Below are 20,298 nucleotides of genomic sequence, written 5' to 3'. Positions count from 1 at the left end.
CGCGACACGCTTTAGGCGGCTTCCTGCTTCCAGTCCTTTGCAGCGGCCGCGACGAAACGATCGAAGGGCAGGGGGCGCGAGAAGGCGTAGCCTTGCAGAAGGTCGCAGCCGAGATCGCGCAGGATGGAGGCATGCTGCATGGTTTCGACGCCTTCCGCCACCGTATCGACGCCGAGAGAGCGGGCGATGTCGATGATCGAGCGGACCAGCGTGCGCTCCTGCGGCGAGCTCAGGATCGGCATGACCAGCTGCCGGTCGATCTTCAGCCGCTTCGGCTTCAGTTTCAGCAGCGAGACGATCGAGGTATGGCCGGTGCCGAAGTCGTCGAGTTCGATATCGATGCCGAGCGCCTTGATCCGTTCGAGATTGCTGGAGATCAGGTCGTCGCCGTCATCGAGGAAGATGGATTCGACGAGCTCGAAGGAGATTTCGCCCGGCCTGATCGGCAGCGTCTTCAGCGTATCGATCAATGCCTGGTCATGCAGACGCTTCGACGAGACGTTGACGGAGACCTTGGGGATTTCGAGCCCCATCGCTGCCCATCGCATCTTGTCCTTCAGCACGGTTTCGAGAACCAGCTGGTCGAGCACGGCCGCGACATTGAGATCCTCGGCAATTTTCAGGAACCTGTCCGGTGCCAGAATGCCGTGATGCGGATGGTTCCAGCGGATCAGCGCCTCGACGCCGGTCAGCTTGCCGGTCCGTGCCGAAAACTGCGGCTGGTACCAGGTGACGAATTCATGATTGTCGATAGCCGACAGCACCTCATCGGCCGTGCGCTTCTGGCTGATGATCTCCGCTTGCAGGTTCTGCGTGAAGAATTCATAGCCGTTACGGCCCTGTCCCTTGGCCCGGTAAAGCGCGATATCGGCATTGACGAGAATACGGCGGGCATCGATTTTCATGCCCGATGCCTGGGCGATGCCGATCGAGACGCCACAGCGGCAGGACAGGCCCTCGAAATCCAGCGGCTGGCGGAATTCGGCGATGATCCGCTGCGACAGCAGTGCCAGTTCCTCGGCCGTCGAATTGCCCGGCACGAGGATGACAAATTCGTCGCCGCCGATGCGAGCGACAATGTCTTCACCGCGCACATTGCGTGACAGGATGCGCGAGGCATGGACGAGCATCGCATCGCCGGCGGCATGGCCGAGCGTATCGTTGATCTGCTTGAACCGGTCGAGATCGAGATGCAGGATCGAGAATTTCTGGCGCGTTTCCTGGCTGGCGCGCGACAGGCGGTCGAGCTCCATGTCCAGCTTGCGGCGGTTGCTGAGCAGCGTCAGCGGATCGTGCAGCGAATTATGCTCGATGCGGCTCTTGGCGAGTTCCAGCTCGACATTCTTGGCGTCGGATTCCTGCTTGGCCGATTTCAGCTCGGCATTCATCAGCTCGTCCTTGGTGACGTCGAAGGCAAGTCCGATCAGCTTGCGCGATCCGTCCCGGCCGGTCTGCAGCTGGCCGACGGAACGAACATAACGAAGGGTACCGTCTGCCTGCGGCACCCTCACGAGAAGTGCCTCGTCCGTATGGCCCTGGAGGTAACGCCCGGAAGCGACTGCAGCCACTTCCCGGTCTTCCTCCAGCATCAGCGAGAACCACAGGTTCTGGGGCAGGGGCCTGCCGGTATAGGCAACGCCATAGAGCTGGCACATCCGTGCGTCCCAGGTTTCCTCTCCGGTCTGCGGATTGAATTCCCAGATGCCGCATCCATAGGAGGCGAGCGCCAGATCGAGCTTCTGCGACAGTTCCTCAAGCTTCTGTTCGCGGTCGGAAAGCTCGTCCAGCGCCAGTTCCAGCTCGGCATTCTTGATGTCGCTATTGTCCTTGGCATTGCGCAGCGTCTGCGCCACAAGGATGTCGGCCGTCACCTCCCAGACAATACCGGTCGTATGCCTTGTACCATTCTCGCCGCGGAAACTCGTCCCGGCCGAACGCAGGTAACGCACGCTGCCATCGGGCAATGTGACGCGATAGGTCTCGGTGCAGGCCTTCTGCGTTGCAATGCAGTTAAGGAAATGTGCCTCTGCCAGGCCCTTGTCTTCGGCATGGATCGAGTCCAGCCATTCGCCGAGCCGGTCGCGACGACCGCCGGGCGCCTTGCCGTGCAGCGCTGCGGAACGCTCGTCCCAGATCAGGCTCTGCCCCTCTTCGGTCATCTCCCAGATGCCCATATTGGACGCTTCCATCGCCAGGCCAAGCCGGCGGGAGAGTTCGAGAAGATTGGCTTCGCGCCGCTCGAGCGTGGCGATGATGCGATTGCGTTCGGAAATCAGCGACGTTGCGATGAAGACCGGCACGAGAATGGCGAGAACGCCGAGCATGAGGGCGAAACGGTACTGCCACTGGTCAGGCGCTGCCACAGACCAGCCGGCGCGCGGAGTTGCCGCGATCAGCCAGTTGGCGTCCTTGACCCGGACGGAATAGGTCACGGGCGCTTCGGGATCGGCAGTCTCGTCACCGAAAAGCGCAAAACGGTTCGAATCGGCGACATCGAAAAGGGCAAGGTTCAGCCAGTCGAGCGAAACAGGCGCTGCCCGGCTGCCGTCACTCACCGTGGAAACCGGTGTGCCGGAATCGATCAGGCCACGCTTGTCGATCATCAGCGCGATCGCACCCCAGGGCTCGGCGGAGACTTCGCTGCCGGAAAAGATCGGGACGACGAAGGTCAGCAGGTTTTTCTGCGATCCGGAAAATATCCTGGGACGGGCCTTGCCCTTGAGCGAGGCAAGGTCGGATGTCAGTTCGCCGAGATCGAGGCCCACTTCGGGGCTGCGGTTGAGCGCGCCATGCAGCGCGCCGCGGCCGAGAAATTCGGTCGGCTTGAAGTCGGGTGCGACGACGATCATCGAAAGATAGGGCAGATCTGCCATGATCTGCTGCACCAGCGGGGCAAAGGCCTGCTGTGTATAACCGCCGTGATTGACGATCGCATGCTTCATGCTTTCTGCCGTGACGGAGACCATGTCGGTGCGGCTGACGATGCGGCGGGAAACGGATCCGACGGCTCTTTCGGCCGATGCACGCAACTCGTCGCGATAGCTCTGCGTATGCTGGTGGTCGAGCACTGCTGCGGCGATCAGCACGATCCAGGCAATCACGAAGGCAAATGCCGTCGGAGCCTTTATGCTGTGCACGAAGCCGTGCAATTTTGGGGAAGACGAACGCCAGAACGCCAAGAGGGGATACTTTCTTGTTAACTCTTGTGATGCTGGCAAAACCCTATTGGGGCTCAGTTAATTTCCCATTTCCCGGTGTCCCACAAAGTGAAGGACGAAATCTTGTCGGCGAATACTTGGAGTCGATTAACTGTAATCGCAGCGGAACACGCCGGAACCGCTCATTCGATTGAAAATGGTTAATAATCAGCCGATTACTTGCACAGAAAATGTCATGGTCGGGGGCGATTTTCGCCACAATCGCAAGGCTATTCTTGCGTCGAAACAGGACAACATCCACCGCTTCGAAGGCTCCGACCATGCGTATTCTGATCGCTGCGCTGCTAGCAACCGCCAGCATCTTTTCGCCTCTCAGCTCATGGGCACAAAGTGCCGATGTCGAGGCGACCATCAAGAAGGTGGACATGAAGTCGTTCAGCCTGACGCTGGACGACGGCAAGATCTACAAAGTGTCCGAAGAGTTCAATTTCGAAGGGCTGAAGGCAGGCGTGAAGGTTCTCGTCTTCTTCACAGTCGTCGACGGTAACCGTGTCGTCGACGATCTCCAGATCGTCCAGTAATCCGTCTCACTGCCGCCCGTTCGCGGGCAGGCTTCCGCCTATCGGTCAGAGCCAGCCGATTTCGCGGGTTTCGCTGTCGATCCTGAGAATGTGATCCTGCGGGATCGAGATTGACGCCGCTTCGTCTTCCGGCATGTTGCCGATGAGGCGGAAAAGCGAGCGGATGACGCCGCCATGGCTGACGCTGATCGTCGGTCCGCTCAGGGAATTGAACCACGCCCCGACACGCCAGGAAAGAATCTCGTAGCTTTCCGCAGCCGGGCCGGGGGGAATGAAGCCCCATTTACCGAGATTGCGCTCGCGCAGCTTTTCAGGTGCGAATTGTTTGACTTCTTTGGTCGTGTGGCCTTCCCAATCGCCGAAGGAAAGTTCCCGCAGCCGATCGTCGGTCAGGTAATCCTTCGGATCGAGGCCCATCGCGGTCCTGATCCGCTCCATCGTTTCGCGGGTGCGCGAAAGCGGGCTGGCGATGAAGGAAAAGCCGGTGCCGTCACCGGCGAGTTCGCGCAGCTTGAGGCCGTTGCCGGTCGCCTGCTGGCGACCGAAATCGTTGAGCGGAATATCCTTCTGGCCTTGCAGCCGGCCTTCCGCATTCCAGTCGGTCTGGCCGTGACGGATCACGTAATGAAGCACGCCGTCAGCCTCCCGGCTTATCAGTCCTTGATGACCGAGATGTCAGGCGCATCGACCGCCTTCATGCCGATGACGTGATAACCGCTGTCGGCGTGATGGGTCTCGCCCGTTACCGAACGCGACAGATCGGACAGCATGTAAAGGCCAACATCACCAACTTCCTCGATCGTCACGGTACGGCGCAGCGGCGCGTTATATTCGTTCCACTTGAGAATATAGCGGAAGTCGCCGATGCCGGAGGCAGCCAGCGTCTTGATCGGGCCGGCCGAGATGGCGTTGACGCGGATGTTCTTCGGGCCGAGGTCGACGGCGAGGTACTTGACGCTCGCTTCGAGTGCAGCCTTGGCAACGCCCATGACGTTATAGTTCGGCATGACCTTCTCTGCACCGTAATAGGTCAGCGTCAGCATCGAGCCGCCATCGGTCATCAGCTTTTCCGCGCGGCGTGCGACGGAGGTAAAGGAATAGACCGAGATCTGCATCGTCTTGGCAAAGTTGTCCGGCGTCGTATCGACGTAACGGCCGGTCAGTTCGTCCTTGTCGGAGAAACCGATTGCATGAACGAGGAAGTCGAGCTTGCCCCATTTTGCTTCAAGATTGGCAAAGACGGCGTCGATCGACGCTTCGTCCATGACATCACAGTGTCCTGCCATATGAGCGCCGATTTCCGCTGCGAGCGGCTCGACACGCTTCTTCAGTGCATCGCCCTGCCATGTCAGCGCAATCTCGCCACCCTGCGCATGAATGGCCTTTGCAATGCCCCATGCGATCGAGCGGTTATTGGCGACGCCCAAGATGACGCCGCGTTTGCCTGCCATGAGGCCGGAAGCCTGAACCATTCTGCATCCCTCGAGAGTCTGGAAATTTCGTTGCCTATGACATAGGCGGCTCAAGGGTTCAAGCTTGCCAGTATCATCTCATGTTAGTGGCCGTAACAAAGGGTGCGAAACGGTTGAAAACCGACCGCTATTGTCACGGCACTGTAATATTGTCCGATTTGGTCAGATGAAGAGACCGTGGCGCATGTGCCGCATCAGGTCGGTAACCTTCTGATCCGGCTTTTCCCACAGGACAATACGAAGTTCGACGACGAGATCGCCGCGGCTTCCTGTCTCATTGCGAAGGCCGAGCCCATTGACGCGGATGCTGCGATCGGAACCCGACCAGGGCTCGACGGTGAGCGGCTTCTCGCCATCCGGCGTCGGCAGCGTCACTTCCGCACCAAGTACCGCATCTTCCAGCGAAATCTGCAGCACCGTGTGCAGGTCGAAGCCATCCACGGTAAACCGGGCGTCTCTGGCGACCTTGAGCGTCACGACGACATCGCCCTGTTTCATGCCCGGCAGCTTTGTGCCCTGGCCCTTGAGCCGCAGCACATGGCCGTCCGTCATGCCGTTTTCGAGGGGAACGCGCACGTCCCGCTCTTCGGGAAGATGCAGCGTCACCGCATTATGCTTCAACAGGTCGTCGATCGTGACCGTCGCCTCGATGGCAAGATCCGGCGCCTTTTCCGGCGGCGGCGCGGTGCCGCGGATCCGCCGTACCAATGCGGAAATGAGATCGATCGCCATCACCGGCAGCGGTTGCCGGCCCTCTGGCGCGCCGTCGGTCTTCTCCGAGTCGCCAACCTTGGCGTCCTGATTCGTTGCACCAGCCGTTCCGGACGCGGTCTCCGAGCGGCCACCGTCAGGGCCGACGCCGAAGATGCGCTCGATCATGTCCTCGGCGCTTTCCGGGCCCTGAGCCTTGCTCTGCTCGGCCTTGCCCTGTTCCGCCTTGTTCTGCTGGGTCTTGTCCTGCTGGCTGTTCGCGTTGCCGGCCTGGGCCTGTCCAGCCGTGTTCTGGGCTTTATTGGCCTGGTCGGACGTCTGCTGGGCCTTTTGCTGTTTGTCCTTTGCAGCCTGATCCTGCTGCGCGGCGGAAGCGGCGGCCTGGGCGCGCTGCGCATTGGCGCGCGCCAGCTCTTCCATCACCTTTTCCGCATTGGCTCTTGCTGCCCTCGCACGGGCTTCCGCCTCGCGGGCCGACTGGCGCTGTTGCATATAGGTCTGCTGCATCTCTGCCGCCTTGTCATAACGCTGCCGGCGCTGTGGGTCCTTCAGGAGTTCATAGGCCTGTCCGACCTCCGCGAAACGCGAGCCGGCCTCCGGATCGTCCTGATTGTGATCGGGATGGATGCTCTTGGCCTTGGTGCGCCAGGCTGCCTTGATCTCATCGGAATTGGCGTTTCGCTTCACGCCGAGCAGTGAGTAGGGATCACGCATTTTGAAACCACCCGTAACGCTGTGGGCGATGGATCCGTGCTCATGTCCTGGATCCCCCGATACTCGAAAAACACTCTGGACCGGCGACGGCTCCTCATGCGCCATCACCTGTCCGGTCAATTTCGATTAAACTAGGAGGGAAGTCCTGAATCAGTGGTTACGCGCTGCAACCGATACCGGTTAGGGTAAATAATCGGTCTACTGGCGGTCGAAGGCGGTTAACAGCCAGTCGCCCTTGTCGGTCATGCAGGCCTGACCGGAAAACATCGCGACGCCTTCATAGGAATGGCGGGTCGTCGTGAAGGCGCGGCAGACATGACCCTGGCCGCGATCTTCACGGATCGTCGAGACGACACCGGCACTGCCGGTCGCGGAATTGGCCCAGGGGAGGGGATTGCCGCCGACCTTGGCAAGGTCGGCCGAGGTCACGGCATTGCGGACCGTCGTTTCGTCGGACTGTGCGTCGCCGGATTTGACCTTCGGCACGGTGCCCGTCGAAATGCTGCGATCGACCTTGTCGGCACTGCTGAACAGATCCATGCTGCTGGTGCAGCCGCTGAGGAGCAGGCAGGCCACGGCTGCGACCCCGAACGGGCTCGTCAGGTTCGACCACTGTTTACGGCACTTCGACTTTGCTATCACTACCACCTTGGGTCCTGTCCGGAGGTCTCGGGCATGTTCAACAGACTGGGAGTATTTTAGTCAATATGGCTGCAATCGGGTTAACAAGCGGTGACTTCACCGAGGAAAGCGAGCCCTTCGCCTTGTTCGGCAAGTGGTTGAAGGACGCGGAAGCCACCGAAATCAACGATCCCAATGCCGTTGCGCTGGCAACGGTGGACGAGCATGGACTGCCCAATGTGCGCATGGTCCTGCTCAAGGGTTATGACGAAAACGGCTTTGTTTTCTATACCAATTTCGAGAGCCAGAAGGGTCAGGAGATCCTCGGCCAGAAGAAGGCCGCGATGGTCTTTCACTGGAAATCACAAAGACGTCAGGTCCGTCTTCGCGGCCCCGTGGAAATCGTCACGGATGCCGAAGCCGATGCCTATTATGCCTCGCGGGCAAGGGGCAGCCGAATCGGTGCCTGGGCCTCAAAACAGTCCCGGCCGCTCGAAGGGCGATTCGCGCTGGAGAAGTCGGTCGCCGAATACACGGCAAAATACGCGATCGGCGAGATCCCCCGGCCGCCCTATTGGTCCGGTTTCCGTATCCGTCCGGTCTCGATCGAATTCTGGCATGACCGCCAGTTCCGACTGCACGACCGTATCGAATTCCGCCGCGAGACGCCGGAAGGCAATTGGGAAAAGGTGCGGATGTATCCGTGAGGAATATCTGTTTTGGCTGAAGGCCCTCTCTGGCCTGCCGGCCATCTCCCCCACAAGGGGGGAGAAGACCTGGAGCGCTCTCCTGCTTCAAATAAGGTTGAGGCGGATCGGCCGGGTTAAGCCCTCCCCCTTGTGGGGAGGGTGGGGAGGGGTCTTTGGGGAAGCGCCTATTTCGCGACGGTGAACGGAATGCCCGAGGCCAGCGCCGAGACATAACGCGCGTGCTGGTAAAACCCGTTCAGCGAAATGCGCGGCAGGCCGGTCAGCCGGCTCATGCTTTTCTCGCAGATCGTGCCCGGCTGGGTGGTGACCGCGACCGAGAAATCGAGGTCGCGGGCGATCTGGTATTCGCGTTCCGACACGGCCTGGCGCGTGCCATAGGGATAGGCGATCGTGACGGGACGCTTGCCGGTCAGCTGCTCGACATAGTCGGCCGATTCCCGCATCTCCGCCTGCGCCTCTGCCGGCGAGAGCCGGGAAATCGCCCGATGGCTCGTCGTGTGGGCGCCGAGCGAAGCGAGCGGGTGGGCCGACAGGGTTTTAAGCTCTTCCGGTGTCATGGTGAGTTCGGCGGTGATCTTCAGCGGATCGACGCCATGGCTCAGCGCCAACGCATCGACCTTCGCGATGGCCGTCGCCTCGTCATTGTCCGAGACAAAGTCCGCGAAGCGCTCGAAGGCATCGAATTTGCGCGACACGGTGGAGAGGTCGAGAGTTTCGGCCCCGTAACCGAAATCGAAAGTCACCTTGTTTTCCCGGCCGAGAAGCACGGCCAGTGTTTCCCACCAGAGCGAATGGCTGCGTTCGGCAAAGCCGCGCGTTACGAACACGGTGAAGGGCACGTGATAGCGCTCGAACACCGGCAGCGCATATTCGGCATTGTTGCGATAACCGTCATCCAGCGTAAAGGCGGCAAACGGTTTTGAGGTCGGGGAAGCCAGCCGTGCGGGCACATCCGCCAGCGGAATGAAATCGTAGCCTTCTGCCGCAAGACATTCGATCGCTTCGGCCAGGAATTCCGGCGTCACTTCGAGATGGGCGCTCGGCTCGAGCGGCTGGGACTGTTTCGGGCGCACGTGATGCAGGGTAAAGATCGCGCCACGGCCGCGGGCGTGTTGCATCAGCCCGGCGCGTGACAGGATGGCCGCAAGATCGAGGCCGCCAGCCATCATCCGCCGTCTCCAGTAGCGGCGCCATAAGGTCCGCAGCTTCGCTTTCGTATTCCCCACTACGATTACGCCCGTGTTGTCCGCCAAGCCGAAACTGTATCGCGTTATACGTTAAGCGTTGCTGAAGAAAGCTGACAGGCGGTTGCAACAGGTGGTCAGGGCCGCAGGCTGTCGAACAGCGGCAGGCCGACCAGCACGGCAGCGGCGATCAGGAAGAAGCAGATCCGCCGGAAGGTAATATCGCTCGCCACACCGAAAAGCCGCGATCCGCCATAAAGCCCGAGCCCGTAGGCCGGCGCGATGATGACGGCGATAATCAGCACCTCCGGCGTCAGCAATCCGCCGATGATATAGGAGGCGGCCGAGATCACCGTCGAGAGTGCGAAATAGAAGATGAGATTGGCCCGCACGACTGATGCGGCGATCGTGCCGCCGAGCCAGTAGGCGACGACCGGCGGCCCCGACATCTGCGCGGCTCCCCCGAATATGCCGGCAAGCAGCCCGACCCCGACCGTCATCGGCGTCTTCGGCCGGCCATGATAACGCCAGCCGGAGATGAGGAAGACGAGGAGGCAGATTGCGACGATCGAGATGATCCAGCGCAGCGTGATCGAGGGCAGAAGCGCAAGCACCGCCGTTCCCGTCGGAACGCCGACCAGCGCCCCCGACAGCATGGTGAAGACCTCGCGCCGATTGGCCTTTCGCCAGCCATCCGGCACCATGCCGAGCGTCATGACGCCATCGATGACGAGAAGCAGGGCCGAAGCTATTTTTGGGCCGACCGCAGCGCTCGCCAGCGGCACGAAGATCAGCGCCCCGCCAAAGCCGGAAAAACCACGCGCTAGACCTGCAATCAGCGCCGCCGCAAACACGAAGGCAAGCTGCTCCGGCGAATGGCCGGGAAGCCAGTCGGCAAAAAAGGCTGCGAGCGGGGAGGGGGTATCCATGGGAAAGACTGCGTGTGACGGGAAAGGCCGGACAGTGGCGAGATTTCCGCCCGCAAGTCAAGCGGATGATCTTGTCGGTCAGCCGCGAACGAACTTTTGCCCTGCAGGTATCGACGCCGCGGCCGTCATGTGGTCACGGTGTGCGGCCTCTCTCCAAGATCCTCAAACAGCCGCAACAGATAACCGTCCGGATCCGCGACCACGAACTGTCTGTTTCCGCTTTCCAGATCGCCTATCCGATACCATTTCTCTTCCGGCGGCAAATAAAGCGCAATTCCTGCCGCATGCAGCCTTTCGAGAATGACATCGATTGCCAAAACCCTGATCTGCAGGTTCAAGCCGCGACCGAACGGATAGGTGAGTGGCGAGTCGGAAAGATCGAAGTCACGCCCGACGCCGATCTGGTCGAGCATCAGCTCCGCCTCACCAAGCGACAGATAGACGAAACCCTCTTCGGATCGTTCGTAAACCACGGAGAAGCCGATCAGCTCGCAATAGAACTCGCGGCTTTTACGCCAGTCGCTGACGGCGAGTTCCGGGACGAGCGCGTTCGAGCTTTGCGACGTCACGTCTTGGTGCCGCCGACCGTCACCTGATCCATGCGCAGATGCGGCTGGCCGACGCCGACCGGCACCCACTGGCCGCCCTTGCCGCAATTGCCGATACCGGTGTCGAGCTTCATGTCGTTGCCGACCATCGAGACGCGCTTCATCGCATCCGGGCCGTTGCCGATCAGCATGGCGCCCTTGATGGCAGGGCCGACCTTGCCGTTCTCGATCATATAGGCCTCGGTGCAGCCGAACACGAACTTGCCTGACGTGATGTCCACCTGGCCGCCACCGAAGGAGACGGCATAGATGCCCTTCTTGACGGACGCGATGATCTCTTCGGGGCTCTTGTCGCCGCCGAGCATGTAGGTGTTGGTCATGCGTGGCATCGGCTGGTAGGCATAACCCTGACGACGGCCATTGCCGGTCGGGGCGACGCCCATCAGGCGTGCGTTCTGACGATCCTGCATATAGCCGACGAGGCGGCCGTTCTCGATCAGTACGTTATAGGCCGACGGCGTGCCTTCGTCGTCGATCGTCAGCGAACCACGGCGGTTGTCGATCGTGCCGTCGTCGACGACGGTGACGCCGGGAGCGGCGACCATCTCGCCCATCAGGCCGGCAAAGGCGGAGGTCTTCTTGCGGTTGAAATCGCCTTCCAGTCCGTGGCCGACGGCTTCGTGCAGCATCACGCCCGGCCAGCCGGAAGACAGCACGACATCCATCGTGCCGGCCGGGGCGTCGATTGCCGTGAGGTTGACCAGTGCCTGCCGCAGCGCCTCGTCGGCGCCGGTATGCCAGTTGCCTTCGGTGACGAAATCGCCAAAGCCAATACGGCCACCCGTGCCGAACGAACCCGATTCCTGCCGGTCGCCGTCACCGACCACGACGGAAATGTTGAGCCGCGTCATCGGGCGGATATCCTGCACACGATGGCCGTCGGCGCGAAGGATGTCGACCACCTGCCAGCTGGCGGCGATCGATGCCGTCACCTGCCGCACCGATGGATCCTTGTCGCGCAGATAGGCGTCGATCTCGGCCAGGAGCTTCGCCTTTTCCTCGAAGCTCGGCGAACCGATCGGGTTTTCATCGCCATAATATTTCTTGTTGGTGCGCTGCGGAGCGGCGGCGTAATTGCCGGAATAACCGGCCGTGACGGCACGCACGGCATCCGAGGCGCGCGACAGGGCGGCGGCCGAAAGCTCGCCCGCATGGGCATAACCGACAGCCTCGCCCGCAACCGATCGCAGGCCAAAACCCTGGTCGGTGTTGAACGAACCACCCTTCAGGCGGCCATTGTCGAATGTCAGCGATTCCGCCTGCGCATGTTCGATGTAAAGCTCGCCGTCATCGGCGCCGGTCAGCGCTTCGGACAGGATCGAGCGCAGCTTGGTCTCGTCGGCGTCGAACAGGGAGAGGAGGTCGGTATTCATCGCTATATATGCTCCGCTGGCCAGAGGTTTTCCGGCTTGATTCTTGCGCGCATTGCCCCTCATCCGCCTGCCGGCACCTTCTCCCCGCAAGCGGGGCGAAGGGATATGCCGCACCGTCTCACTCCAAGAGCGAAGTTTCGATGTGGCACGTCCCCTCTCCCCGTTTAAACGGGGAGAGGGTTAGGGTGAGGGGCAATTACAGCGCGCCCGAACCAAAAATGTCTGGAACCCGATGTAGGACCCGCAACGGACCTGCGCAAGCCTCAGGCGACGCTGCGCAGTGCGGCCGACCGGCCTTTGAGTTCAGCCTGAACCTCTTGCGGCATGCCATCCCGCGGCAGGGCGACATAGGTTTCCTCGTCGCTGAAGATCATGAACGACCGCGGACGTTCCCAGATCTCCTTGATGTCGCGCCAGTTCATGCGTCCATTGCCGAGATCGGAGCGGATGTCGATACCGGCCGCATCGACCGTGATCTCAAGTTTCGGCTCGCGCATGTTGCGGTAGCGGCCAAACGCTTCGGCGTGATGCTTGTGGCGGCTGAAACCGACGATGGCGAAGGGTGCGACGGCCAGAGCCAGCATGACGACCGTAAACAGCACGGTCCCGCCGGTCGCGATCAGATAAACGGCAAAGATCACCATCAGCACGGAGACGGTCCACATCGTTTTCTGCTCGAGCACGGCTCTCTGCCAGACATAGGCATTGGCCGCGTCGCGCACGATGTCATCGTCGTAACGAAGGGTGAATTTCTGGGCGTCCGGCTGGCTCATCGGGATTTCGAGATCACGGCAGCGCGTCATAACCTTCACCGAACCCGGTGAGCTCGATCGGAATGCCGACGCGATCCTGGTCGGCGGATTCGCGCAGAGCGAAGACGGCGGCCTTGCCGGCGCGCAGGATGCGCATCAGTTCGTCGTCGATCTCCACTTCCACATAGCAGCCTTCCGAGAAGCAGCGGGTGAAATAGGCGCGGCCGATATTGTTGTTGTCGACATAGAGTTCCATGCCGTCCTTCAGAAGGACGCCGAGCGGCGCCAGGATGCGCAGGATGCGCGCCTTGCGGTCGGCGGTCTTCAGAACGACGACCGAGAGGCCGACTTCCGGCCGGTCTTCGGCAATCACGTTCTGCATCATCGCGCACTGTTCGGCCGAGGCGCCGGCCGGCTTGTCGCAGATGATCGACCAGGCGCCGTGATTTTCCTTCACGTTGCCGGGCGTCTGCGCCGAAGGCTGCGGCGCCTGCTGGGTCGGCTGCGAGGTTTTCGGGGCCGCACCGCCGCTCGGCGGCGCAAGGCCGGGAAGGGCGCTATTGCCGGATTGTGAAGTATTGGGGGTCGGCCGTGGTCCCGGCTGCTGAGCGAAAGCGGGAAAGGCAACGGCCCCCGCAAGCATCAAGGCAAGGCAAGCGCGAAGACGGGAGGGACGACCCATGGAAACCTCTGGATGGACGAATCAAGTGCGGTATTCATGGCGCTCACCGCGCCAATTGAAAAGCCCCGCCCTCATCCCAGCCGAGTGCGGCGAAAGTGGGACCCGGTGTTTTCCACCATATAAGCATTTTCATTCGCGCTGCGGTGCGCCCTGGCCGGGAGAGGTGCGGGTTTTCCCGCAAAGGTCGTCCTGGTGGCCTGCGCTGGTTTAAGTGTTGATTTTCGTCAAGGAGTGCGGCTTTGGCCTTCTTTAAACAGGCTGAAAGGAGCCGCCGGGCAGGCGTGAAAAAGGCGCCATCCGGCACAAAATGCCGCATGGCCTTTTCCGCGAATCTGTTGCGGCAGTAGGCAAATTGTGATTGAAGCAAGGAGGAGAGAGCCTGGATTCCGTGCTCCGTTTGCGCGGCCTCCAGGTGCAGGGGAGAGAGGTATCGAGATGAACAGAGCTTTCGCAGCTATGGCGGCGCTTATCTGTCTGTTCTTGGCCCCGGCCGGTTTTGCAGACCAGCCGAGGCCGTGGCAGATGGATCTTCAGCAGCCGGCTTCGCCGATCATGCACCAGATCAAGTGGTTCGAGCACTATACGCTCTGGTTTATTGTGCCCGTGACCTTGCTGGTCCTCGTGCTTCTGGTCGTGGTTGCGGTCAAATTCCGCGCCAGCGTCAATCCGGTGCCGTCGCGCACGAGCCATAATACGGCGATCGAAATCATCTGGACGGTTGCACCGGTCCTGATCCTGTTCTTTCTCGCCATTCCCTCGTTCAATCTTCTGAACAACCAGCTGGAGCTTCCGGACGCCGACCTGACGGTCAAGGCGACGGCCACCCAGTGGCAGTGGAACTACGAATATGAGGGCGGCCAGTCGCCGGTCGCCTTCGACAGCTACCTTCTGAAGGATGTCGATCGCGCTGCCGCCGGCAAGGAAGACAAGGCGGTTTACCCGCATCTTCTGGCCGTCGACAACGAAATGGTCTTGCCGGTCAACAAGGTGGTGCGCGTTCTGGTGACGGCCGCGCCGACCGACGTGATCCACGCCTTCGCCATGCCGGCCTTCGGCGTCAAGATCGATGCCGTTCCGGGCCGTCTCAACGAGACCTGGTTCAAGGCAGAGAAGGAAGGCCTCTATTACGGCCAGTGTTCCGAGCTCTGTGGCAAGGACCATGCCTTTATGCCGATCGCCATCCGGATCGTCTCCGAGGACAAGTACAAGACCTGGCTCGCCCAGGCAGCCAGTGATCTTCCCGGCGCCTATAAGGCGCTGATCGCATCCGCCGACAAGCCGGAAACCGGCACTGTCGTTGCGGCGAACGTTTCGAACTGATCACGGGAAGGTAAAAGACAATGGCTGGAAATTCCACGCACGACACACATTCCCATGATCATTCTCACGATCATGCGGGCCACGACCACTCTCATGATCATGCACATGATGATCATCACGGCCACAAGCCGGGTTTTGCCGCCCGTTGGCTGTTCTCGACCAATCACAAGGACATCGGCACGCTCTATCTGATCTTCGCGATCATTGCCGGCATCATCGGCGGCCTTCTGTCGGTCGCCATGCGCATGGAGCTGCAGGAACCGGGCATCCAGATTTTTCACGGTCTGGCTTCCATGGTCTACGGTTATGAGGGCGATGCCGCGATCGATGGCGGCAAGCACATGTTCAACGTCTTCACCACGGCCCACGCCCTGGTGATGATTTTCTTCATGGTCATGCCGGCCATGATCGGCGGTTTCGCCAACTGGATGGTGCCGATCATGATCGGCGCGCCGGACATGGCTTTCCCGCGCCTGAATAACATTTCCTTCTGGCTGATCGTCCCGGCCTTCATCCTGCTGCTGCTCTCGATGTTCGTCGAAGGCCCGGCAGGCGCTTATGGCGCGGGCGGCGGATGGACCATGTATCCGCCGCTGTCGATCGGCGGTCATCCGGGACCGGCGGTGGATCTGGCGATCTTCTCGCTGCACGTTGCCGGTGCCTCGTCCATTCTCGGCGCGATCAACTTCATCACCACGATCCTCAACATGCGCGCTCCGGGCATGACGCTGCACAAGATGCCGCTCTTTGCCTGGGCCGTGCTGGTGACGGCCTTCCTTCTGCTCCTGTCGCTTCCGGTTCTCGCCGGTGCCATCACCATGGTGCTGACCGACCGCAATTTCGGCACGACCTTCTTTGCGCCGGAAGGCGGCGGTGACCCGATCCTCTACCAGCACCTGTTCTGGTTCTTCGGCCACCCGGAAGTCTACATTCTGATCCTGCCCGGCTTCGGCATCATTAGCCACATCATCTCGACCTTCTCGAAAAAGCCGGTCTTCGGTTATCTCGGCATGGCTTACGCGATGGTGGCGATCGGCGCGGTCGGCTTCATCGTCTGGGCCCACCATATGTATACGGTCGGCCTGTCGCTCGATGCACAGCGTTACTTCGTCTTCGCGACCATGGTCATCGCGGTGCCGACCGGTATCAAGATCTTCTCGTGGATCGCGACCATGTGGGGTGGCTCTCTCACCTTCCGTACGCCGATGATCTGGGCGATCGGCTTCATCTTCCTGTTCACGGTCGGTGGTGTCACGGGCGTCCAGCTCGCCAATGCCGGCCTCGACCGTTCGCTGCACGACACCTATTACGTTGTGGCTCACTTCCACTACGTTCTGTCGCTCGGCGCAGTCTTCGCCATCTTCGCCGCCTGGTACTACTGGTTCCCGAAAATGTTCGGGTACATGTACAACGAGAAGATCGGCAACCTGCATTTCTGGGTGATGTTCATCGGCGTCAACCTGGTCTTCTTCCCGCAGCATTTCCTCGGCCTTGCCGGCATGCCGCGCCGCTACATCGATTATCCCGATGCCTTTGCGGGCTGGAACTATGTCTCTTCGGTCGGCTCCTACATTTCCTTCGTAGGCGTGCTGATCTTCCTCTTCGGCGTCTGGGAGGCTTTTGCGAAAAAGCGGGTGGCCGGCGATAATCCATGGGGTGAGGGCGCAACGACGCTCGAATGGCAGCTGTCTTCGCCCCCGCCTTACCATCAATGGGAACAGTTGCCGCGCATCCGCTGACGCGCGGCCTTCCCAAGGGGTCTCCATGAGGCATCGCATTCGCGGCGGTGCCTCATCCAACAGGTTACTAGGTTCAAAATGACGGTCATCGACAATCACGACGCTCTCGGCAAGGACACGAGCCTCATCCTGTCTGAAGCGGGAGCGCGTGACTTCTTCGAACTTCTGAAGCCGCGGGTCATGTCGCTGGTCGTCTTTACCGCCCTTGCCGGTCTTGTCCTGGCGCCGGGCCATATCAACCCGGTTCTGGCGATTATCTCCATTCTCTGTATCGCCGTCGGCGCCGGAGCCTCGGGCGCGCTCAACATGTGGTATGACGCCGATATCGACGCCGTCATGACCCGCACCGCCAAGCGCCCCATTCCGGACGGCCGCATCAAGCCGCAGGAAGCGCTGGCCTTCGGCCTGACGCTCTCGGCCTTCTCGGTTGCCATTCTCGGTCTTGCCGTCAACTGGTTCGCCGCCGGCCTGCTCGCTTTCACGATCTTCTTTTACGCCGTCGTCTATACGATGTGGCTAAAACGCTCGACGCCGCAGAACATCGTCATCGGCGGTGCCGCCGGCGCCTTCCCGCCCATGCTCGGCTGGGCCTGCGTGACGGGCGGCGTCTCGCTCGACAGCGTCATCCTGTTCATGATCACCTTCCTCTGGACCCCGCCGCATTTCTGGGCGCTGGCGCTCTTCAAGATGCGCGACTACGGTTCGGTCGGTGTGCCGATGATGCCGAATGTCGTCGGCGAGCGCTCCACCAAGCGGCAGATGTTCGTCTACACGCTGCTGACCATGGCGGTCGCCGTCGCACCCGCCTTCACCGGCCTTGCTAGCATCGGCTATGGCATCTTCGCCGGCATCCTCAGCCTCATCTTCACCTGGTATTCCGTTCTGGTGCTGCGCATGCCCGATGGCGACGAAAAAATGCTGCCGGCAAAGAAGATGTTCTTCTATTCGATCTTCTACCTGTTCGCGATCTTTTCCGCGCTGATGGCCGACCATCTGGCGGCAAACCTGATGCACCTGTTTGGAGGGGCTGCGTGATCGAAACGGTCAAGCTTAACGAAGCGCAGAAAAAGTCCCGCCGCAACCGCAATGTGGCGCTCGGCCTGGTGCTGGGCGGCCTCTGCGTGCTTTTTTATCTGATAACGCTGATCAAGATCGGCGGGTTCTGGAACTAGCCGGAACGAGTGAAGGTCTGGGAGGGCCGCATGGGAGGAGAGGTTCAGAACGGTCAGGTGAAGCGGGTCAGCAACGCCGCGATCTTCGGCGGCTGCGCGGTCTTCGTCGCCTGCATGGTCGGCGCCGCCTATGCTTCCGTGCCGCTTTACCGTCTCTTCTGTCAGGTCACCGGCTATAACGGCACGACCCAGCGTGTCGAGCAGTATTCCGACAAGATCCTCGACAAGAAGGTTCAGATCACCTTCGACGCCAATATTTCCAATGGTCTCAACTGGGATTTCAAGCCGGCAAAGCCGGTCGAATTGAAGATCGGCGAGACCGGCCAGGTGGAGTTCACGGCGACCAACCGTTCGCCTTATCAGACGACGGGTCAGGCCGTGTTCAACGTCACGCCGATGGAAGCCGCCGTCTATTTCAACAAGGTCCAGTGTTTCTGTTTCACCGAACAGACCTTGAAGCCGGGCGAGACGGTGCAGATGCCTGTCATCTTCTATGTCGATCCCGATATCGCCAAAACCAACGAGACGAAGAACATAAAGACGATTACGCTGTCCTATACGTTCTACCCGGGCCAGACGCCGAAGCCGGTTGCGGCTTTGCCTGCCAAGGGTGAGGCGAAGGACGGCAAGCTTTAAGAGGTTCGCCGGTTTCGGCGAAGAGGTTTCGCATATAGTTTCATCGCGGGGGAGGTCCTGACATGGCAGAAGCGCACCAGAAGAACCACGACTACCATATCATCGACCCGAGCCCCTGGCCGATCCTGGCTTCGCTTGGCGCCTTCGTCATCACTTTCGGCGGCGTCGGTTACATGCGTTACCTGAAGGGCGGCGAGTTCCACATTTTTGGGCTCAACCTTGCTACCCCGTGGATCTTCTTCATCGGCCTTGCCATCATCCTTTACACGATGATCGGCTGGTGGTCGGACACGATCAAGGAAGGCGACGCCGGCGCCCATACCCGCGTCGTGTCGCTGCACCTGCGCTACGGCATGATCATGTTCATCGCCTCCGAAGTGATGTTCTTCGTTGCCTGGTTCTGGGCCTTTTTCGACGCGAGCCTCTATCCCAATGAGGCGATCCAGGCGTCGCGCGTTCAGTTTCTCGGCGGTCAGTGGCCGCCGAAGGGCGTCGAAGTCCTCGACCCCTGGCACCTGCCGATCTACAACACGATCATCCTTCTCCTGTCGGGCACCTGTGTCACCTGGGCGCATCACGCGCTTCTGCACAATGACCGCAAGGGCCTGATCACCGGCCTGTCGCTGACGGTGGCACTCGGCATCCTGTTTTCGGCTGTACAGGCCTACGAATACGCCCATGCGCCGTTCGAATTCGCCAATTCCATTTATGGCGCCACCTTCTTCATGGCGACCGGCTTCCACGGTTTCCACGTCCTGATCGGCACGATCTTCCTGATCGTCTGCCTGCTGCGCGCGGCCAATGGCGGCTTCACCCCGACCCGCCATTTCGGCTTCGAGGCCGCCGCCTGGTACTGGCACTTCGTCGACGTCGTCTGGCTCTTCCTGTTCTTCTCGATCTACATCTGGGGCGGCTGGGGCGCGCCTTTGCATGGGTGAGAAGCGGTCGGGCAAAGCCCGAGCAATCGATCCAGTGGATCGATTGCAGCGCCGAACGCCCTGAGCCAAAGCGAAGGGCCGGGAGAGGGTAGACCGGATTTGACAGGCTGTCGGACCACACCTTCTGCTGAGCAAGGGGCGGGATCGGTAGCGAATGCGGGGCGGCGAAAGCCGCCCTTCTGCTTTAACAGGTAAACGAGATCATGGCAGAACAATCCTTGCCCCGGCAGACGGGAGATGCAGAGCGCAAACCCGGCAGGGTTCGCACGATCGCCACCACCATCCTCGTCCTCGCCTCACTCGCCACCCTTCTCGCCCTCGGCACATGGCAGGTCGAGCGCCTTCACTGGAAGGAAGGCCTTCTCGCCGATATCGCTGCGCGCCGCGCAGCACCACCCGTTCCGCTCGCCGAGATCGAGGCCATCGAAAAATCCGGCGGCGATATCGAATACCGCCGCGTCACAGTCTCCGGCACATTCGATCACAGCCGCGAACGGCATTTCTTCGCCACTTTCGAAGGCCGCACCGGCTTTTACGTCTACACGCCAATGACGCTTGCAGACGGCCGCATCCTGCTCGTCAATCGCGGCTTCGTTCCCTACGAGATGAAGGAGCCTGCGACGCGCAAGGCCGGCGAGGTCATAGGCGAACAATACATAACCGGTTATGCCCGCAGCCGGCTCGCCGCAAAACCGTCCTTCGCCGTTCCCGACAATGATCCGGCCAAGAACATCTTCTACTGGAAGGATTTTGGCGTCATGGCCTCGAGCGCCGGCCTCGATCCGTCGAAACTCGTGCCTTTCTTCGTCGATGCCGATGCATCGACAAAAAATCCGGGCGGTTATCCGCTCGGCGGCGTCACCCAGTTCGATCTGCCGAACAGCCATCTGCAATATGCCGTCACTTGGTACGGGCTGGCGGCGGCGCTTATCGCGGTCGTGATCGGCATGCGCCTGCGCGGCCGCTCCGAGAGAGCTTCCCGCGCGCGCTGAGCGGTT

The 20,298-nt window shown here is 60.8% G+C and carries 20 protein-coding genes; 9 read left to right on the top strand and 11 right to left on the bottom strand.

Annotation, left to right across the window (positions count from 1 at the left end):
* Window positions 1-11: 11 nt before the first annotated feature.
* On the bottom strand, window positions 12-3,137 hold the full coding sequence (locus FHW37_RS10060) for a bifunctional diguanylate cyclase/phosphodiesterase (RefSeq protein WP_246690721.1): 3,126 nt from the start codon (window positions 3,135-3,137) through the stop codon (window positions 12-14).
* A gap of 341 nt (window positions 3,138-3,478) precedes the next feature.
* On the opposite strand from FHW37_RS10060, the gene FHW37_RS10055 reads away from it, so the two are divergent.
* Window positions 3,479-3,739, top strand: a complete 261-nt coding sequence (locus FHW37_RS10055) for a DUF1344 domain-containing protein (RefSeq protein WP_145635580.1) — start codon at window positions 3,479-3,481, stop codon at window positions 3,737-3,739.
* Between the two features lie 45 nt (window positions 3,740-3,784).
* Here FHW37_RS10055 and FHW37_RS10050 read toward each other — a convergent pair whose 3' ends face one another.
* From FHW37_RS10050 to FHW37_RS10035, 4 genes are all read right to left on the bottom strand, one after another.
* A complete protein-coding gene (locus FHW37_RS10050) occupies window positions 3,785-4,372 on the bottom strand; it encodes a histidine phosphatase family protein (RefSeq protein ID WP_145635578.1) in 588 nt (195 codons plus the stop codon).
* A 20-nt stretch (window positions 4,373-4,392) separates the two neighbouring features.
* The gene (gene fabI, locus FHW37_RS10045) at window positions 4,393-5,211 is read right to left on the bottom strand and encodes an enoyl-ACP reductase FabI (protein WP_145635576.1); all 819 of its coding nucleotides are present in this window, start codon (window positions 5,209-5,211) and stop codon (window positions 4,393-4,395) included.
* A gap of 162 nt (window positions 5,212-5,373) precedes the next feature.
* The gene (locus FHW37_RS10040; RefSeq protein WP_145635573.1) at window positions 5,374-6,636 is read right to left on the bottom strand and encodes a DnaJ C-terminal domain-containing protein; all 1,263 of its coding nucleotides are present in this window, start codon (window positions 6,634-6,636) and stop codon (window positions 5,374-5,376) included.
* A 198-nt stretch (window positions 6,637-6,834) separates the two neighbouring features.
* On the bottom strand, window positions 6,835-7,284 hold the full coding sequence (locus FHW37_RS10035) for an RT0821/Lpp0805 family surface protein (RefSeq protein ID WP_246690720.1): 450 nt from the start codon (window positions 7,282-7,284) through the stop codon (window positions 6,835-6,837).
* A gap of 59 nt (window positions 7,285-7,343) precedes the next feature.
* On the opposite strand from FHW37_RS10035, the gene pdxH reads away from it, so the two are divergent.
* Window positions 7,344-7,964 (top strand): pyridoxamine 5'-phosphate oxidase, encoded by a 621-nt coding sequence (pdxH, locus tag FHW37_RS10030; protein WP_145635570.1) that lies wholly within the window; start codon window positions 7,344-7,346, stop codon window positions 7,962-7,964.
* 167 nt (window positions 7,965-8,131) lie between these two features.
* Here pdxH and FHW37_RS10025 read toward each other — a convergent pair whose 3' ends face one another.
* The 6 genes from FHW37_RS10025 to FHW37_RS10000 all read right to left on the bottom strand — a co-directional run bounded on the left by FHW37_RS10025 (window position 8,132) and on the right by FHW37_RS10000 (window position 13,495).
* Window positions 8,132-9,136, bottom strand: a complete 1,005-nt coding sequence (locus FHW37_RS10025; RefSeq protein WP_145635568.1) for a polysaccharide deacetylase family protein — start codon at window positions 9,134-9,136, stop codon at window positions 8,132-8,134.
* 152 nt (window positions 9,137-9,288) lie between these two features.
* A complete protein-coding gene (locus tag FHW37_RS10020; protein WP_145635566.1) occupies window positions 9,289-10,080 on the bottom strand; it encodes a sulfite exporter TauE/SafE family protein in 792 nt (263 codons plus the stop codon).
* A gap of 125 nt (window positions 10,081-10,205) precedes the next feature.
* Complete coding sequence (locus tag FHW37_RS10015; protein ID WP_145635564.1) at window positions 10,206-10,649, bottom strand: bleomycin resistance protein; 444 nt, start codon at window positions 10,647-10,649, stop codon at window positions 10,206-10,208.
* Window positions 10,646-12,061, bottom strand: coding sequence for a metalloprotease TldD (gene tldD, locus FHW37_RS10010; RefSeq protein WP_145635562.1), 1,416 nt, complete (start codon window positions 12,059-12,061; stop codon window positions 10,646-10,648). The genes FHW37_RS10015 and tldD overlap by 4 nt, the downstream gene beginning before the upstream one ends.
* A gap of 263 nt (window positions 12,062-12,324) precedes the next feature.
* Window positions 12,325-12,864, bottom strand: a complete 540-nt coding sequence (locus tag FHW37_RS10005) for a YcxB family protein (RefSeq protein ID WP_145635560.1) — start codon at window positions 12,862-12,864, stop codon at window positions 12,325-12,327.
* Window positions 12,848-13,495: an invasion associated locus B family protein gene (locus tag FHW37_RS10000; protein WP_145635559.1), complete on the bottom strand. Its 648-nt coding sequence runs from the start codon at window positions 13,493-13,495 to the stop codon at window positions 12,848-12,850. Before FHW37_RS10000 ends, FHW37_RS10005 begins: the two co-directional genes overlap by 17 nt.
* A gap of 435 nt (window positions 13,496-13,930) precedes the next feature.
* On the opposite strand from FHW37_RS10000, the gene coxB reads away from it, so the two are divergent.
* The 7 genes from coxB to FHW37_RS09970 all read left to right on the top strand — a co-directional run bounded on the left by coxB (window position 13,931) and on the right by FHW37_RS09970 (window position 20,292).
* The gene (gene coxB, locus FHW37_RS09995; protein WP_145635557.1) at window positions 13,931-14,815 is read left to right on the top strand and encodes a cytochrome c oxidase subunit II; all 885 of its coding nucleotides are present in this window, start codon (window positions 13,931-13,933) and stop codon (window positions 14,813-14,815) included.
* A gap of 20 nt (window positions 14,816-14,835) precedes the next feature.
* Window positions 14,836-16,554 (top strand): cytochrome c oxidase subunit I, encoded by a 1,719-nt coding sequence (gene ctaD, locus FHW37_RS09990; RefSeq protein ID WP_145635555.1) that lies wholly within the window; start codon window positions 14,836-14,838, stop codon window positions 16,552-16,554.
* 78 nt (window positions 16,555-16,632) lie between these two features.
* Window positions 16,633-17,589 (top strand): heme o synthase, encoded by a 957-nt coding sequence (gene cyoE / locus FHW37_RS09985; RefSeq protein WP_145635552.1) that lies wholly within the window; start codon window positions 16,633-16,635, stop codon window positions 17,587-17,589.
* Window positions 17,586-17,726, top strand: coding sequence for a hypothetical protein (locus FHW37_RS33525; RefSeq protein ID WP_186458223.1), 141 nt, complete (start codon window positions 17,586-17,588; stop codon window positions 17,724-17,726). Before cyoE ends, FHW37_RS33525 begins: the two co-directional genes overlap by 4 nt.
* 30 nt (window positions 17,727-17,756) lie before the next feature.
* On the top strand, window positions 17,757-18,362 hold the full coding sequence (locus tag FHW37_RS09980) for a cytochrome c oxidase assembly protein (RefSeq protein ID WP_145635550.1): 606 nt from the start codon (window positions 17,757-17,759) through the stop codon (window positions 18,360-18,362).
* Between the two features lie 62 nt (window positions 18,363-18,424).
* The gene (locus FHW37_RS09975; protein ID WP_145635548.1) at window positions 18,425-19,300 is read left to right on the top strand and encodes a cytochrome c oxidase subunit 3; all 876 of its coding nucleotides are present in this window, start codon (window positions 18,425-18,427) and stop codon (window positions 19,298-19,300) included.
* 203 nt (window positions 19,301-19,503) lie between these two features.
* Window positions 19,504-20,292, top strand: a complete 789-nt coding sequence (locus tag FHW37_RS09970; RefSeq protein ID WP_145635546.1) for an SURF1 family protein — start codon at window positions 19,504-19,506, stop codon at window positions 20,290-20,292.
* The last annotated feature ends 6 nt before the right edge of the window (window positions 20,293-20,298 follow it).

The organism is Neorhizobium alkalisoli (assembly GCF_007829835.1).
Classification (GTDB): Bacteria; Pseudomonadota; Alphaproteobacteria; order Rhizobiales; family Rhizobiaceae; genus Neorhizobium.
Note: the sequence above shows the minus strand (reverse complement) of the source record. Positions and strands in the feature narration are given on the sequence as shown.

What these genes read in the sequence shown, in the direction of transcription:
- FHW37_RS09980 (WP_145635550.1), top strand. Translation starts at nt 17,757, where the DNA reads ATGGGAGGAGAGGTTCAGAACGGTCAGGTGAAGCGGGTCAGCAACGCC.
- FHW37_RS10005 (WP_145635560.1), bottom strand. Translation starts at nt 12,864, where the DNA reads ATGACGCGCTGCCGTGATCTCGAAATCCCGATGAGCCAGCCGGACGCC.
- cyoE (WP_145635552.1), top strand. Translation starts at nt 16,633, where the DNA reads ATGACGGTCATCGACAATCACGACGCTCTCGGCAAGGACACGAGCCTC.
- tldD (WP_145635562.1), bottom strand. Translation starts at nt 12,061, where the DNA reads ATGAATACCGACCTCCTCTCCCTGTTCGACGCCGACGAGACCAAGCTG.
- FHW37_RS10025 (WP_145635568.1), bottom strand. Translation starts at nt 9,136, where the DNA reads ATGATGGCTGGCGGCCTCGATCTTGCGGCCATCCTGTCACGCGCCGGG.
- FHW37_RS09970 (WP_145635546.1), top strand. Translation starts at nt 19,504, where the DNA reads ATGGCAGAACAATCCTTGCCCCGGCAGACGGGAGATGCAGAGCGCAAA.
- FHW37_RS10000 (WP_145635559.1), bottom strand. Translation starts at nt 13,495, where the DNA reads ATGGGTCGTCCCTCCCGTCTTCGCGCTTGCCTTGCCTTGATGCTTGCG.
- pdxH (WP_145635570.1), top strand. Translation starts at nt 7,344, where the DNA reads ATGGCTGCAATCGGGTTAACAAGCGGTGACTTCACCGAGGAAAGCGAG.
- coxB (WP_145635557.1), top strand. Translation starts at nt 13,931, where the DNA reads ATGAACAGAGCTTTCGCAGCTATGGCGGCGCTTATCTGTCTGTTCTTG.
- ctaD (WP_145635555.1), top strand. Translation starts at nt 14,836, where the DNA reads ATGGCTGGAAATTCCACGCACGACACACATTCCCATGATCATTCTCAC.
- FHW37_RS10040 (WP_145635573.1), bottom strand. Translation starts at nt 6,636, where the DNA reads ATGCGTGATCCCTACTCACTGCTCGGCGTGAAGCGAAACGCCAATTCC.
- fabI (WP_145635576.1), bottom strand. Translation starts at nt 5,211, where the DNA reads ATGGTTCAGGCTTCCGGCCTCATGGCAGGCAAACGCGGCGTCATCTTG.
- FHW37_RS10020 (WP_145635566.1), bottom strand. Translation starts at nt 10,080, where the DNA reads ATGGATACCCCCTCCCCGCTCGCAGCCTTTTTTGCCGACTGGCTTCCC.
- FHW37_RS10055 (WP_145635580.1), top strand. Translation starts at nt 3,479, where the DNA reads ATGCGTATTCTGATCGCTGCGCTGCTAGCAACCGCCAGCATCTTTTCG.
- FHW37_RS09975 (WP_145635548.1), top strand. Translation starts at nt 18,425, where the DNA reads ATGGCAGAAGCGCACCAGAAGAACCACGACTACCATATCATCGACCCG.